Annotated in this window: 12 protein-coding genes and 3 pseudogenes; 12 read left to right on the top strand and 3 right to left on the bottom strand. The window is 62.5% G+C overall.

The genetic code is table 11. The annotated features are described in order from the left end of the window. The first annotated feature begins 1 nt into the window (after nt 1). Nucleotides 2–1,153, top strand: a complete 1,152-nt coding sequence (locus ACWH43_RS03590) for a M20 family metallopeptidase (protein ID WP_260348966.1) — start codon at nt 2–4, stop codon at nt 1,151–1,153. 41 nt (nt 1,154–1,194) lie between these two features. Continuing rightward, the gene (locus ACWH43_RS03585; protein ID WP_448153402.1) at nt 1,195–2,892 is read left to right on the top strand and encodes a M28 family peptidase; all 1,698 of its coding nucleotides are present in this window, start codon (nt 1,195–1,197) and stop codon (nt 2,890–2,892) included. Nucleotides 2,893–3,399: 507 nt separating this feature from the next. Here ACWH43_RS03585 and ACWH43_RS03580 read toward each other — a convergent pair. Continuing rightward, nucleotides 3,400–3,691, bottom strand: a pseudogene (locus ACWH43_RS03580) (IS110 family transposase); the annotation flags it as partial. Between the two features lie 45 nt (nt 3,692–3,736). Between ACWH43_RS03580 and ACWH43_RS03575 the strand changes: the two are divergent. Further along, nucleotides 3,737–3,882: pseudogene (locus ACWH43_RS03575) on the top strand (integrase core domain-containing protein); the annotation flags it as partial. 235 nt (nt 3,883–4,117) lie between these two features. Next, nucleotides 4,118–5,002, top strand: a complete 885-nt coding sequence (locus tag ACWH43_RS03570; RefSeq protein WP_260348970.1) for a LysR substrate-binding domain-containing protein — start codon at nt 4,118–4,120, stop codon at nt 5,000–5,002. An 11-nt stretch (nt 5,003–5,013) separates the two neighbouring features. On the opposite strand, the gene ACWH43_RS03565 is transcribed toward ACWH43_RS03570, so the two are convergent. After that, the gene (locus ACWH43_RS03565) at nt 5,014–6,714 is read right to left on the bottom strand and encodes a M28 family metallopeptidase (RefSeq protein ID WP_260348972.1); all 1,701 of its coding nucleotides are present in this window, start codon (nt 6,712–6,714) and stop codon (nt 5,014–5,016) included. Between the two features lie 30 nt (nt 6,715–6,744). Beyond that, nucleotides 6,745–7,803 carry an isocitrate/isopropylmalate dehydrogenase family protein gene (locus tag ACWH43_RS03560; protein ID WP_260348973.1) on the bottom strand — a complete coding sequence of 353 codons (1,059 nt, stop codon included), beginning with the start codon at nt 7,801–7,803 and terminating at the stop codon, nt 6,745–6,747. A gap of 349 nt (nt 7,804–8,152) precedes the next feature. Here ACWH43_RS03560 and ACWH43_RS03555 point away from each other — a divergent pair, with 349 nt between their 5' ends. From ACWH43_RS03555 to tnpC, 8 genes and pseudogenes are all read left to right on the top strand, one after another. Then, nucleotides 8,153–9,238, top strand: a complete 1,086-nt coding sequence (locus ACWH43_RS03555) for a ketopantoate reductase family protein (RefSeq protein ID WP_260348974.1) — start codon at nt 8,153–8,155, stop codon at nt 9,236–9,238. Nucleotides 9,239–9,328: 90 nt separating this feature from the next. After that, complete coding sequence (locus ACWH43_RS03550; RefSeq protein ID WP_260348975.1) at nt 9,329–10,876, top strand: acetolactate synthase large subunit; 1,548 nt, start codon at nt 9,329–9,331, stop codon at nt 10,874–10,876. Nucleotides 10,877–10,917: 41 nt separating this feature from the next. Then, a complete protein-coding gene (locus ACWH43_RS03545; protein WP_260349006.1) occupies nt 10,918–12,720 on the top strand; it encodes a CocE/NonD family hydrolase in 1,803 nt (600 codons plus the stop codon). 169 nt (nt 12,721–12,889) lie between these two features. Continuing rightward, nucleotides 12,890–13,151, top strand: a pseudogene (locus ACWH43_RS03540) (IS5/IS1182 family transposase); the annotation flags it as partial. Nucleotides 13,152–13,233: 82 nt separating this feature from the next. Beyond that, nucleotides 13,234–13,428 (top strand): transposase, encoded by a 195-nt coding sequence (locus ACWH43_RS03535; protein WP_448153401.1) that lies wholly within the window; start codon nt 13,234–13,236, stop codon nt 13,426–13,428. A 42-nt stretch (nt 13,429–13,470) separates the two neighbouring features. Further along, nucleotides 13,471–13,671 carry a hypothetical protein gene (locus tag ACWH43_RS03530; protein WP_260348976.1) on the top strand — a complete coding sequence of 67 codons (201 nt, stop codon included), beginning with the start codon at nt 13,471–13,473 and terminating at the stop codon, nt 13,669–13,671. A 26-nt stretch (nt 13,672–13,697) separates the two neighbouring features. After that, the gene (gene tnpB, locus ACWH43_RS03525; RefSeq protein ID WP_377785409.1) at nt 13,698–14,024 is read left to right on the top strand and encodes an IS66 family insertion sequence element accessory protein TnpB; all 327 of its coding nucleotides are present in this window, start codon (nt 13,698–13,700) and stop codon (nt 14,022–14,024) included. Between the two features lie 99 nt (nt 14,025–14,123). Then, nucleotides 14,124–15,599 (top strand): IS66 family transposase, encoded by a 1,476-nt coding sequence (tnpC, locus tag ACWH43_RS03520; protein WP_448153657.1) that lies wholly within the window; start codon nt 14,124–14,126, stop codon nt 15,597–15,599. Nucleotides 15,600–15,609: the final 10 nt, after the last annotated feature.

Below are 15,609 nucleotides of genomic sequence, written 5' to 3'. Positions count from 1 at the left end.
AATGACGGCGGCATGCGGTGCCGCGGGTGGCAGGGAGATTTTTGACACTGCCACCCTGCTTGCCGGCATTCGTCGCTGGGTCGAGTGCGAAAGCCCGTCGACGGATGCAGCGGCGGTAAACCGCATGGTCGATCTCGTCGAGCAGGATGCGCTGGCAGCGAAGCTCGCCGTGCAGCGCTTTCCGGGCAGGGACGGCTATGGCGATCACCTGCTGGTTGCCACGCCGCAGGCAGGATCCGGTCCGGGGGTTCTGGTTCTCAGCCATTTGGATACGGTGCATCCGGTCGGAGCACTTGACGGCGCGCTGCCGTTCCGCGTCGAGGGCGACTTTGCCTATGGCCCCGGCATAGCGGATATGAAGGGCGGCGCGTTTCTGGGCTTCACGGCGCTCCGCCACCTCGTAGCGCAGCAATCGCCGACGCCTTTACCGATACGCCAGCTCTTTGTGTCAGATGAGGAGGTCGGCAGTCCCACCTCCCGCGCCCTGATCGAAGCCGAGGCGGCACGCGCAAAATTCGTCCTGGTGACGGAGCCCGCCCGGCAGGGCGGAAAAGTCGTTACGGCCCGGAAGGGAACGGCTCTCTTCAAGCTTCATATCAAGGGCCGCCCGGCCCATTCGGGCACCGGGCATCAGGATGGGCGCAGCGCCGTCAGCGAGCTCGCCCGGCAAATCCTAGCGCTCAACGCCCTGACCGACTATGCATCGGGTGTCACGGTGAATGTCGGCGTCGTGGCCGGCGGCACGCGCGCCAATATTGTGCCGGCCGAAGCCCATGCCGAAATCGACATGCGCCTCCCCACGCCGGAACTTGCCGACGAGATGATCGCCAAAGCGCTTGGTCTGATGGCGCATGATCCCGATGTCACGCTCACGGTGACGGGCGGGCTCAATCGCCCACCCTACATCAAGAGTCCGGGGATCGAGAGCCTCTTTGACCATGCCTGCCGGCTTGCGGCACAGATCGGCTTCGCGCTGGAGGATCTCGCCACCAGCGGCGCCAGCGACGGCAACTTCACGGCGGCCTCCGCTCCGACGCTCGACGGATTGGGCGTTGACGGCGTAGGTGCTCATACGAGCCAGGAACGCCTCTACATATCGTCCCTGGTGCCGCGTTGCCGCCTTCTCCTGCGGCTGATGGAAACTCTTCGCTGAGCACCGTTTCCGTGGCAATCGAGGGTATAATGAAGAATTTATTGATCGACAGGCTTGCTAGCGAAGTCAGAACCGTCGAACTGATGTCGCATATGCGAGAGTTCGCCCGGTGGATAAAACTGTCTGGGACCCCCGAAGAAGAAAAGGCATTTCGATATATCGACAAGAAGCTTACGAGCTACGGATTTCGAACACAGACGATTCTCCATGATGCCTATATCAGTTTGCCCGGCGATGCCTCGATCGAGATCGACGGCAGGATCATTGCCTGTATCACGCATTCGCACGCGCGGCCTTCCGCCCAGGGCGGCACGAACGGGGATGTCATCTATGTCGGCGAATGCGGTCCCGCCGATATCGAGGGCCGCGATCTCAAGGGACGCATCCTCCTCATAGACGGCATGGCTGTGCCTCAGGCGGCCTATCTGGCCTCGCGCGCCGGGGCAATCGGTCAGATTCATATTACCCCGGACGATTATCTGCACGAGATGTGCGTATCGCCGATCTGGGGCAGCCCCTCGGTGGAAACGCTGGACCGATTGCCCAGCACCGTCATCACGACGATTTCGCGCGCCGATGGCGCGGAGTTGCGTGACCGGCTCAGCCGGGGCGAGCGGGTCTCGGCGACGTTGCATGCCCAGGTGGATACAGGCTGGCGGCAGACGCCGATCCTCGTCGCCGATCTCGACGGCCCCAACGGCGCCGCCGATCCGTTCGTCCTATTCGCCGCCCATGTCGACACCTGGCACTATGGCGTGATGGACAATGGTGGCGCAAACGCCACCATGCTCGAAGTCGCGCGTATCTGCGCCCAGCACTCCGATAGCTGGCGCCGAGGAATTCGGTTGTGCTTTTGGTCGGGACATTCGCACGGGCGATACTCGGGCTCGACCTGGTACGCCGATCAGAATTGGGCGGAACTCGAGCGGCGCTGCGCGCTTCACGTCAATATCGACTCGACCGGGGGACGCGGCGCAACGATCGTCTCCAATACCGGAGCGGCACCGGAGCTGCGCCAATTCGCATCCGACATCATCGCCGCTGAAACGGGGCAGAGCTTCGCCGGCCGTCGCGTCGGCCGGCAGGGCGACCAATCTTTCTGGGGAATCGGCGTCCCTACGATGTTCGGCAGCCTCAGCCATCAGCCGCGGCCAGAAGGACATCAGGGACACCATCTTCATCTCGGCTGGTGGTGGCACACGCCCGGTGATACGCTCGACAACATCGACGAGGCCATTCTCGCCCGCGATACGCGCATCTACTTGCGGACCGTCTGGCGTCTCCTCACCGATCCGGTGCTGCCCTTCGACTACGGCACCCATCTCGACGATCTCGCCACCGAACTCGGCGCGATCGCCCCTCGTCTGGCGGAGGATTGTCCAGTCGACGCACTGATCGAGGAAACCGCGCGGTTGCGTGAGGCGATCTCGACGATGATGGCGCATGCGGCCGACGCCGATGCCGTCCAGGCAGAACGGTTGAACCGCGCGCTCATGGCGATCTCCCGTTCACTCGTGCCGGTCGAGAGTTCGACCGGGGATCGCTTCGGCCACGACCCCGCGCTCAGCCAGCCGGCCTGGCCGGCATTGCAACCACTGCGTGCCTTGTCCAAGACACAGGTCAATTCAGACGAGGCCTGCTTTTCAGTTGTCAGCGCGGTGCGTGCCCGCAATCGAGTCGCCTATGCGTTACGTGAGGCGAAGGCGGTCTGTGAGCGCTTCATGGCGAATAAGACCTAAATCTACTGATTTGACGGGAACCAGTTCGTCATCCCGGGCTTGCCCCGGGATCTATCAGAGGGCTCCGGAGCTCTATGATGGGTCGCGGATCGACGCTGCTGCGCAGCTTGTCCGGGATACCCCCGTGGGTCCGTGAAAACCAAGCAAGCCCTGGACTCAGCGCCTGCTGGTTGTACTTGGGATGTGCTATTCCGGGAGAGACCGTGATGGGTGTGTTCGACCGCATCTTCGCCGGACTGGCTGGGGAAGTGCCCCCGTTTCACGTTGATGCTGCGCACCCGAGGGGCAACAGCGCTGCTGCCAGCCTGTTAAAAAAGGGGCTGCTCTGCGGCGCATCCGGCAGACCAAAGGGCGATAGCGTTCCAGGCAACCCGCCTTCTGCGAAAGTGAGGGCCGTCACAGGGCGGTTGGGCTTCTTCCCTGGCGCGAGGAGGATTCGCGCAGGCTCCGCTTCCTTTGCCCGAACGGGCACCGCAATCACCAGAAACAAACCAAGTGCTGTATGAAAGCCTCGGCGATCGCCCCCGCATCGGCTGCGTCGGTTTTGTTGCGCTTCACATGGGGCGTACGCGGGCGGCATCAGCTTAACCTCGTGCCCGAGCGCGATCAGCTCGCGTGCCCGGTGGTGCGCCGTTGCACAACCCTCCATGCCGACGCGGCAAGGCGAGAGCTCGCGGAAGTAATCGAGCACCTGAGCGCGACGAAGGCGCACCTGCGCGACCCGACGCCCCTCGGCATTTGCCGCGTGGACCAGAAAGATCTGCTTGGCGATGTCCTCTTGCTCAAAGTGGACCAACACTGCGGCCACTATGGCACGCCGATGCCGGGGCAGGGGCTGTCCCCCATCAACGGACGCTTCCGGGACGAGTGCCTCAACGACACGCTGTTCTCGACGCTCGTCGAGGCCCGCAGCGCCATCACCGCATGGAAAAGGAAGATTACAACCGGTACCAACCCCACTCGGCCCTCGGCAACATGAGGCCCGCCTGAGAGCAATTCCGCAATTCGTAGAATTGTGAAATTGCACCAGGTCTCTATTTTATTGCACTTTCTTCACGCGAACCGGTGTCCACATCGCTCGAAAATGCTCTAGAGACGTACCGATTGGAACCCTTCTGAATTTCAACCGGCCTGGCCAAACGAATATCGATTGCTCGCGAGCAATCTCCCTGGCCCTTGAGAAGGTACGAGAAATTTGTTCATCCGGCGAAGCCTCAATCCATCATTGCGTTCGCTGCTTACATTCGCTTCGGCTGCACGTCATGGCAGCTTCAGGCGCGCGGCTGCGGAGCTGTCGCTGACGCAAAGCGCGGTCAGCAAGCAGATCCGCCAACTGGAGGATGCAGTCGGCGTGGCGCTCTTCGAGCGTATCCGGCAGCGAGTGGTCCTGACCGATATCGGAAAGCGCTATTTCAAGGATGTTTCGCGCATTCTGGACGACCTGCACGAGGCGACCAATCGCATCATCTCGTCCAGTCAAGACGGTGGCGAGATCACCATATCGTCACTTCCGGCGTTTTCCGTTCGCTGGTTGATTCCGCGGTTGAGCGACTTCGTCAGCCGCCATGCGGACCTTCAGGTCAATTTCACCACGCATCTGGTTCCGTTTTTTTTCAGGGCCGAGTTTGACGTCGCCATTCACTACGGCTCGCCCGATGTCGCAGGCGCGACGGCGCAGTTTCTCATGCACGAGAATCTGACGCTCGTGGCGAGCCCCGGCTATCTCGCTCAGCATCCGGTCACCAATCTCGGAGATCTCAACAATCTCACGCGATTGCAGCGGAGCACGCGTCCGGATGAATGGCTGGAATGGAGCGAACACCAGGGCATCGCCCTCGCACATCCTCGGCGAGGCCCACGCTTCGATCATTTCGCCATGCTTGCCCAGGCCGCTGTGTCGGGGCTCGGCATTGCCTTGATGCCCGATTTCCTGATTGAAGAGGAAATTACCGATGGACGGCTTGTCGTCGTCCTCGACACTACGTACCGCAGCAAATCCGGATACTATCTGATCATTCCGGAGCGAAATCTCAACCTCACCCTCGTTAAGCAGTTCCAGACCTGGATTCTGGAGCGTTTACGGGATGAGGGAAGATTGGACGATACCTGAACCAGCGCGCCTCAGTCTCCGTTAGGCGGGAGTACCGCGGGCCGCTGCGCAAGACAGCGCGTAATCTCCGCGCCGGCCTGGCCGAGGGCTGCCACCAGGCGATTGCAGCCGCGCATCAGATCCTGCTGGGCGAAGTGGATTTTTTCCGCGGGGAGCGTGGCGATCACACCGGCAATCGCGACGTAAGGCAGCGGCGGAATCGTCACCGCAGGATCGTGCAGGAAGCGCGGTACGGAGGTGAAATTCAGCGGTATCAGAATGCGCCCGAGCATCGTCACCATCGCATTGGCACGATCAAGGGGTATCGTCTGCGCTTGGAACGCGGCGTAGAGTTCTTCCAGCCGTTGCAAGAGCGCCTGGGCCGCCGAGGTTGCCGGAGCTAGGTCGAAGAGCGCTCCGCAACTCTGCTGATAAAGCGCGAGCGTCTGGAGAAACTCCCGGGCCGCCAACCGCCAATCGAAAGGAAGCAGCGCGGAATTGGCGGTACGGAGAACCGCCAGCGCATAAACCTTCATATCGCGCAGCAGATTGTCACGATCCGCGATTTCGATCGTGTCGTTCTCGGTGTGCCACGCGATATTGCCGCCGCAGCCGCCAACAGGATAGTAGCCCTTCTCCGCCCTGATCTCTGGACTCATCGTCGAGGAGACGGTGAAATAGCTGGTCACACCGATATTGTTGAACGAGAGGTCTCCAGCCCGTGCGGGGCGCCGCGCCTGCATGGTCTGCGCGGTCATGTCCTTGATGATCTCGGCCAGGAAGGGCACGGCCTCCGGCATGCAGGCAATGTTGAGGTAGTCGGTGGCCCAGCGGCAGCCAGGACTGTCGCAATTGATTTGGGCGACGCAATGCTCCTCGATTTCGAGCGCAAACCTGTCGGCATACCAAGTCGACCCGGCATAGCGTCCGGCCGAATGCCCGGGCCACCAGGCGATACGAACGCTCCGGCGCAGACTGTCTTGGTGCAGGTAGAGGATCCGGGCAATTTCCAGCAGGGCCGCATTGCCCACAGCATTGTCGCCGACGCCTACGTCCCAACTGTCGAGATGGCCGTGCAGCAGCACAAATTTCTCGGGCTCTTGCGAGCCGCGAATATCGACGACGACAATCTTCTGAGGGAACCAGCCATCGTCGATCTCCGATACGAGTTCGACCATCGTTCCAGCGTCCGCGGCGGTCAAAAGACGCTCCCCGTCGGGCCGGTTGACCCCGACCACCGGAATACGCGTGCGTCTTTCCAGATCGGCGAGACCAGGGGAGCCCCAGACGTCCGAGCATGTCCCCCAGTGGATATCGGCACCGGGATTGGCCGCGATCACAGCCCGGGCGCCGGCCCGTTGCGCCTCATTCACCAATTCGGGCGTGGGCAGCCCCTTCCCGACGACGATGCAGTCCTGAGCGTCGGTGGTCGGCCACGGCCGCAACCGGCCTGTCACGCCGGCACGAGCGTCGGCACTGAACGCGACAGGCTTGGCGCGCAAGAATTGCCCGTCGAGTTTCACATGAGCTCGCCCGGGCTGGCTCAGATAGATTTCCGGCACATAGGTGGTCGCCGGCACGCCCAGACGAGCCAGTCGGTCAATCAGACAATCCATGCCCCGGTTGACTTCGTGGGGTTTCTCCCGACGAAGTTGGGCAAAGGTCTCGACGAGCGCCCAAGGCTCGTCGATGGTGATCTCATTGACGATCCGGCGCTCGACGTCGTTCAGCAAAGCTATCTCCTCTCGCTGGCGAAGACTCGATCAGGCTTTCAGCCGCTCGAGGATGACCTGACCGAACGCGCGCGTTCCCGTGGTGCCGCCGACATCGAAGGTGCGGACGCCATCGGCGATCGTACCGTCGATGGCCCGCGCGAACGCCTGCCCCGCCATTTCGAGATCCTGGCGCTGGTGCTTCTTGCCCAGCCACTCCAGGAGCATTGCCGCTGACATCATGAGACCGCAGGGGTTGGCCTTGTCCGTGCCGGCGATGTGCGGCGCTGAGCCATGTGCCGTTTGCGCCACGGCATAGTGGTCGCCTGCATTCAGGGAAGAGGCGAAGCCGAGGCTTCCGCTCATTTCGGAGGCAATATTGGACAGGATGTCGCCATACATATTGGTGGTGACGACAACGTCGAAATCCTCGGGCTGTCGCACGAGCATCGAGGCCATCGCATCAATATGGAAGTCGTTCACTCTGACGTTAGAGTAGCTCTTGGCAACCTTGTTGACTTCCTCGATGAACCAGCCGTCGGTCAACTTCAACACGTTGGCCTTATGGACTATCGAGATCTGCTTCTTGCGACGCGAAGCCAGCTCGAAAGCCACTTCTGCAATACGGCGGCAGCCCTTGCGCGTGATCTTGCGTACCGAGAGCGCGACATCATCGGTCGGCGCGAACTCCCCTACTCCGACGGCCATGTTGCGGTCCGAATAAAAACCCTCAGTATTCTCGCGAACGATGATGAGGTCCATCGCTTTGGCAAGCGCGCCGCAGCCCGGTCGAACGGCGCTTGGACGGATATTCGCGAACAGATCGAGCTTGATGCGAAGCGCCGAGGAGGGATTGACGCCCCCCTTTTCGACAGGCGGGTATTCGGCGCTTCCGATGGGTCCCAGGATGACACCGGCCGCGGCGCGCGCTGCATCGAGCACCTTGTCGGGAAAGGTCGAGCCGGAATGTGCAAGGCTGGCGAAGCCGATATCCTCATGGATGAAGTTGAGGCCGAGCTTGTGTGTCGAATTCAGAGAGGCAAGGCAGCCCGCGGTCACCTTCGATATCTCGGGGCCGATACCGTCACCCTGGAGAATGAGAATATCCATTATGTCCTCGCTGTCTGAGTTGGCGTCGCTAGGAGACTAGGCTGCGGCCAAGTTTGCACCGGCACTTCCTCAGCCCAAGGACACAAAGTAAATCGACAAATATGAAACACATGATCTCTTCGAGGAAAGACCTCGCTTGCGAGGTCCTTCGGTAGGCGGGTCTTTCCGATCCGCGATCAGATGTGCACCAATTATCGCTTCTTTCTTGGCTCGGTTTTGCGCATCTTCGCGCTATAGCTGGCTACGTCATCCGCGCGGACTGGTGTGCAGGACGCATCCGTCCGATCTGAATTGAAGTCAGGCGCGTCAATAAAATTTAGCAAAGTAATTCCCAACGGTAGAGAATGACATGAATATTCGGAGCGAACAGCCGCGAATTCTTATTATCGGCGCGGGTGCAGTAGGCGGGTATATTGGAGCATATCTTTCTCGCAGTGGTCGCGACGTTATTCTGGCCGACCCGTGGGTCGAGCATGTTGAGGCGATGCGGCGTGACGGCCTGCGCCTGCAGGGCACCTCCCCAGAGGAGTGCTTTACGACCCCGGTGCGAGCGCTTCATCTTGGCGAATTGCAGTCGCTACGGTGCGAGCGTCTGGTCGACATCGTATTCATCTCGCTGAAATCCTACGACACGGCCTGGGCCTCAATGCTATTGCGCGACGTCCTGGCACCCGGCGCCGTGGTCGTGGTGATGCAGAATTCGATCAACGAACCGACTGTCGCGGAAGTCCTGGGCTGGCCATGCGTATTGGGCGGCATCGCGAACAAGATCGTCGTGGAACTGATCCAACCGGGCTTTATCCGTCGTGCCATCGCCAAGGGCGGCGCAGGATTCGAAGTGTTCCGCGTCGGAGAACCGCATGGCCGCATCACGCCTCGGGCGAAGATGATCGCGGAGATGTTGTCCGAGGTCGATTCTACCAAAATTACCCCGGCGCTTTGGGGCGAACGCTGGTCGAAGCTGGTGCAAAACGCCATGTCCAACGCCGTCGCTTCCGTTTCGGGCCTGTCCACCCGCTCCTATATCGAGGAACCCTCGACCCGCCGCCTGTCGATCCGGGTTGCCGGGGAAACCGCGCATGTCGGGCAGGCGATCGGATATCCGCTCGAGCCGATCAACGGCGAGGCGCCGGAATTGTGGATTGAGGCCTGGCGCGAGGCCGAGGGCGCGGCCTCCGGGAACGGCGCCTTCAAACGAGCCGAAGAGGTGGTTCTCGGCATCGCATCGCGGATGGAATACACCGCACGTCCTTCAATGGCGCAGGACCTCGCGAAGGGGCGACGCTCCGAAATCGAGCATATCAACGGCATGGTCGTGCAGGAAGCGGCGAGCCATGGCGTCGAAGCTCCCATCAACGCGGCGCTCCTCAAGCGCGTGCGAGAAATCGAACTGGGTCGCGCAGCCCCCTCGCTCGATTTCGCCCGGTCGATCTGACATCGGAGAGTGACTGACGATTGAGCGGGGCTGAGCTCCGCCCATTCCCGAACTCGGTCTTTTGCCTAGTTATTTCAAAGGGTCTGACAGATGAACGGCGCAAATATCCTATGTGAATCGCTACTCGCGAACGACGTCGACGTCTGTTTTGCAAATCCGGGCACCTCCGAAATGCATTTCGTTGCGGCGCTTGATGCAAAGCCCCGGATGCGTTGCGTGCTCGGCCTTTTCGAAGGGGTCGTCACCGGTGCCGCCGATGGCTATGCGCGCATGGCCGACAAGCCGGCCGCCACGTTGCTGCATCTCGGCCCCGGCCTCGGCAACGGCCTGGCAAATCTTCACAATGCGCGCCGGGCTTTTACGCCGATGATCAACATCGTTGGCGACCATGCGACCTATCACCTGAAATATGATTCCGCACTCACCAGCGACATCGACAGCCTGGCGCGACCGATGTCGCAATGGGTCCATCGTATTCGCAGCGCCAATGACGTGGCGAACGCCACCAAGCAGGCCTATCAGGCCGCGGTGACGATGCCGGGTATCGCGACCCTGATCCTGCCGGCCAACGCGGCATGGGACGAGGTTGACAACGTCCCCGCCCTACGGGCCGAGGTCCCTCGCCCCGGTCGCGTCAATCCGTCAGCTCTGCGCGCTGCAGCCACGGCTATTCGCGGGGGTCGCCAGGTCGCGGTGCTCCTGGCCGGGCGCGCTACTCGGGCCGAAGGCCTGGCGATCGCGGACCGGTTGACACAAGGGTTCGGTGTTCGCGTGTTGGTTCCCACCGCCAATGCGCGGGTCGAGCGGGGCCGAGGTCGCGTTCCGGTGACGCGGGTGCCCCATGCTCCCGATGCGGCGATGGAAGTCCTGCGCGATGTCGAAACTCTGGTGCTCCTGGGCGCGCCGGAGCCGGTCAGCTTTTTTGCCTATCCCGGCAAGCCTTCCCGCCTTCTGGACCCCAACTGCGAGATCGTTGAACTCGCTGCGCAGGGAGATGATCTCCTCAATGCCCTAGCCCAGTTGGCCGACGAGGTCGGCGCGCCCGCAAAGATCAAGCCGACCAAGGGGCGGGCGACTCCGGACGGCGCGCCTCACGAATTTTCGGGCGAGGCGATCACTCTGGCCATCTCGCAGATGCTGCCGGAAAACGCCATCGTCTGCGACGAGGCCGTGACCTCTGGACGTAGCTTCTTCGCATTCTCGGAGGAAGCGGCTCCGCATGACTACCTCCAGGTCACGGGCGGTGCCATCGGAATCGGTTTTCCGATGGCAGTCGGTGCCGCGGTCGCCTGTCCAGACCGCAAGGTCATTGCGATGCAAGCCGATGGAAGCGGCATGTATACGGTTCAGGGCCTGTGGACCCAGGCCCGCGAGAAACTGGATATCGTCACAGTCGTCTTCTCCAATCGGACCTACGCGATTCTGCAGAACGAAATGCGCAATGTAGGCGTCGATCACTACGGTCAGAACGCCCAGCGCATGTTGCATCTCGATAACCCGTCGCTGGACTGGGTGTCTATAGCGCGTGGGATGGGCGTCGAAGGCGGGCGCGCCACGAACATGTCCGAATTCACGAAGCTGTTTCGCGAAGCCCTCTCGCGGCGCGAACCTTTCCTCATCGAGGCAGTGCTGCCTTGAGGCGGCCTCGTCCAATCTCCTTCAGCCGAGAGAATACGGTGATGATTCCAACTACGTTCAAGGTGACGGCTCGGGACGGTGTAAAGCTCGCAACGGACGTTTATCGCCCCGATGGGCAAGGTCCCTTCCCAGTCATTCTCGAACGCACGCCGTATGGGCGCAATGTCGTGAGCCGAAGCGAACGCACGGCCAGCGAACCACGAGCGGCGACGCGCGCCGAACTCGCAGCCTATTTCGTCGCCCACGGCTATGCCGTAGTCTATCAGGATTGTAGAGGACGCTACGGCTCCGAGGGTGAGTTCGTCAAATACCTGTCCGAGGGGCGGGACGGCTACGATACCTGCGCCTGGCTGCTGGAACAAGATTGGTGCGACGGCCGCATCTGTACCATGGGTCATTCCTACGGCTGCCAGACCCAGTTGGCCCTCGGAGCGCTCGACGCGCCCGGCGTCGTCGCGCAGGCGCTGGATTCCGGCGGCTTCTTCAACGCCTGGCGTGGTGGAATCCGCACTTTCGGCGCATTTGAGTTGAAGCAGCTCACCTGGGCGCATCAGCAGGCGATCCTGTCCCCGGAGGCGACGCGTGATCCGGTGATGAAAGCCGCGCTCGAAGCGGAAGACATGGCCGAGTGGTTCACGCGGTTCCCGTGGAAGGAAGGGCACTCGCCGCTACGCCACCACCCTGCCTATGAACGCTATATCTTCAGCCAGTGGCGGCATGGAACCTTCGACGACTACTGGAGGCAGAACGGCATCTGGACAGAAGGCTCGCATGCCGGATACAGCGGCGCCGCCTGCCTTCACATGTCGTCCTGGTTCGACGTTTATCCCTATGGTGCCGCCAATAACTATGCGGGCCTACGGGACGCAGGCCGTGGTCCGCAACGCCTGATTCTCGGCCCCTGGACACATGGCGACCGGAGTTCGAGAGTATTCGGAGACGTCGATTTCGGCCCCGATGCGACGATCGAGTCCTGGCTGGGCGAATGGCGGGCGGTGCGTCTTCGCTTCTTCGATCACGTGATCAAGGGCACGGCAGCCGATGTCCCTCCCGTCAGCGTGTTCGTGATGGGCGGAGGCACCGGGCGGCGCACCCCTGCTGGTCACCTCGATCATGGTGGGCGCTGGCTCGCGCTGGAAAACTGGCCGCCGCCCGAGAGCAAAGTAACGGACTACCACCTGCACGCGGATGGCCGGCTTTCCCCCGATGCGCCAGCTGCGGACGCCCGGCCGCTTCGCTATAATTTCGACCCATCGCATCCCGTACCGACGATCGGGCATGCATTGACGCGAGAGCCGCTGATCCCCGGCGGAACGTTTGACCAGGTCGAAGCGCCAAAGTTCTTCGGAAGCCGCGCGCCCTATCTGCCCCTCGCCGCAAGGCCGGACGTGCTGGTTTTCCAAACGGAACAGCTTACGGAATCCATACAGATCGTCGGGCCCATTGAGGCCACGCTTTGGGTTGCAACCGACGGGCCGGATACAGATTTTGCCGCCAAGCTCATCGATGTTCATCCTCCAACAGCCGACTACCCGCATGGATACGCGATGCTGCTGACCGACGGCATCCTGCGCTTGCGCTATGCGGAAGATCCCGCCAACCCCCGTTTCCGGGAGCCCGGCGAGATCGTGAAGATAACCGTAACCTTGAACCCGACAGCCAATCTTTTCCTGCCGGGACACCGCATCCGGCTTGATATCTCGTCGAGCAATTTCCCGAAGTTCGACGTCAATTCGAATACTGGGGAGCCGGAAGGCGAGGCTCTATGCAAGAGGGTCTCAGTCAATACGGTATTTGTGGACGCGTCGCGGCCAAGCCATATTAAGATTCCGCTGTTACGTTGATATCGAGTCCAACGTAAAGAACGCTTAAGATCCTGATATGGCGTCGAATTTTTTGAGGTATTTCAATATTCGTTCTCCCCGGACTTGGAGGGTTAACCTACGAATTCCCGGCAAATTGCTTTCGGGATGCGGTCGTGGTTCCATCGCTGGAACGCAGCACGGGCGGAGGATCGATGCGCCGAAGGAGCGTCGCGAGAGCGGGCAGACCGATCTGTTCAAGGCCCGGCTCGACCCAGATCTTCGATCTGGATCATCCTCTGGCCAAGCTGTCGCGCCAGATCGACTGGAATTTCCTGGAAGAGCTTCGGCACGGTTTATGACGACGATCCCGGCCGGCTGCCTTTGCGACACGATTGATGGCCGGTTTCGCGATCCTGAAGCACATGCACGACCTGTCCGATGAGGCTTTGTGCGAGCGCTGGGTCGAGAACCGTGTAACCGCTGTTCCGACCCCACCTTCTTCGCCGCGGGTTGAGCGCGCACTCTGACGATCCTGATTTGGAGGATCGTTTTGTGTCTAGGCTTGACCACAGACTTGAGCTTGAGGGCGAGGTGCGCCGCTTCGAGGTGATCACCGGGGCGATAGGTCGACGGCGGTGGAGTGCCGATGACCGGGCACAGATTCTTGAAGAGACGCTGGTTCCCGGAGCGGTCGTCTCTGAGGTGGCGCGTCGGCATGGCCTGACGCCGCAGCAGTTGTTCACTTAGCGCCGGGAGGCGCGCAAGGCCGCACAGGCGCTGCCGGCCTTCGTGCCGGCGGTCGTCGCTCCCGAACCGGTTCTCGCCGCGGAGCCGCCGGCAGCATCGCCGCGCCGAAAGCGGCGCAGTCGACACCATCGGCGCGCGGCGGCGATCGAGATCGACGTCGCCGGTGTGAAGGTGACGATCGAGAACGGGGCCTCGCCGGCCATGATCGCCGCGGTGCTGGGTGCGTTGAAGGCCGGCTTGTGATCGGCCCGACCGGCGCAGTCCGCGTCATGGTGGCGACGAAGCCGGTCGACTTCCGCAAGGGTGCTGAGGGCCTGGCGGCGTTGGTTCGCGAGAGCATGGGCGCCGATCCGTTCTCCGGCACGGTCTATGTGTTCCGGGCGCGGCGCGCCGACCGGATCAAGCTGGTCTACTTCGATGGAACCGGCGTCTGCCTGTTCTCCAAGAGGCTGGAGGATGGCAAGTTCCAGTGGCCTGCCATCGCCGACGGTGTCGTGCGGCTGACGGCTGCCCAGCTTCAGGCCTTGCTGGAGGGTCTGGACTGGCGCCGCGTGCATGAGCGGCGCCAGACGCGCGTTCCAATCGCCGCAAGTTGATCGGACCTGCGCTGGCAAGCCACTGTAATCCATGATTGAATCGGCTTTGTGAGCGACGCGGCCGAACCTCAGATCAACGATCCGATCACGCTTCGGGCGATGCTCGCGGCGGAGCGCGCCGAAAATGAGCGGCTCCGCCAGATCATCAAGGAGTTACAGTGCCACCGCTTCGGCCGCAGGGCCGAGAGCCTGCCGATCGATCAGTTTCTGGGGCTCGAGGAGGCCGAGCAGATCGAGGCCGAGGGCTTTGCCGGCGAGGAGGCAGCCGATCCTGCCAAACGGGCCGAGCGGGCCAGGAAGCGGCGCATCAACCGGGGCTCGTTGCCGGCACACCTGCCGCGCCTCGAGCAGGTCGTCGATATCGAGGACAAAACCTGCCCCTGCTGCCGGGGCACGCTGCATGCCATCGGCGAGGATGTGTCCGAACGCCTCGACATCGTGCCGGCTCAGTTCCGCGTGGTCGTGACGCGTCGACCGAAATACGCCTGCCGGGCCTGCGAGGAGGTTGTGGTGCAGGCGCCGGCGCCCGCCCGGCTCGTTGAGGGCGGCATCCCGACAGAGGCCACCGTCGCCCATGTCCTCGTCGCGAAATACGCTGATCACCTGCCGCTTTACCGGCAGGCCCAGATCTATGCCCGGCAGGGCGTGAACCTGGATCGCTCGACCTTGGCCGACTGGGTCGGCAAGGCCGCCTTCCTGCTGCGGCCCGTGCATGCGCGGCTGTTCGAGCGCCTGAAGGCGTCGGACAAGCTCTTCGCCGATGAGACCACGGCGCCGGTGCTCGACCCGGGTCGCGGCCGGACCAAGACCGGCCAGCTCTTCGCCTATGCCCGCGACGACAGGCCCTGGGGTGGATCGGATCCGCCTGGCGCGGCCTATCTCTATGCTCCCGACCGCAAGGCCGAGCAGCCGATCCGGCATCTTCAGGGCTTCGCGGGCACGCTGCAGGTCGATGGCTACGCGGGTTACAAGGTCCTGGCCGAGCGCAATGCGGTGAGCCTGGCGTTCTGCTGGAGCCACGTCCGGCGCAAGTTCTACGAACTCGCCCAATCCGGCCCGGCGCCGATCGCCACGGAAGCGCTCGCGCGCATCGCGGCGCTTTACCAGGTCGAGGCCGAAATCCGCGGCTGCTCGGCCGAGGAACGTCGCGCTGCCCGGCAGGCCAGGAGCCGCCCCATCGTCGCGGCACTGGAGCCGTGGCTCAAGGAGAAGCTCGGCCTCGTCAGCCAGAAGAGCAAGCTCGCCGAGGCCATCCGCTATGCCCTCTCGCGCTGGCAGGGTCTCACCCGCTTCCTCGACGACGGCCGCGTCGAGATCGACTCCAATGTGGTCGAGCGCGCCATCCGGCCGATCGCCCTCAATCGCAAGAACGCGCTCTTCGCCGGCTCCGACGGAGGCGGCGAGCACTGGGCCGTCATCGCCTCGCTGGTGGAGACCTGCAAGCTCAACGCCGTCGACCCGCAAGCCTACCTCGCCAACGTCATCGCCCGCATCGTCGCCAGCCAGCCCCAGAGCCAGATCGACGACCTGCTGCCCTGGGCCTACGCGACCCAGCCGCTCAAGGCCGTGGCCTGAAAAACAGCGG

The organism is Allobosea minatitlanensis (genome assembly GCF_964020775.1).
This window is presented reverse-complemented; position numbering and strand designations above follow the sequence as displayed.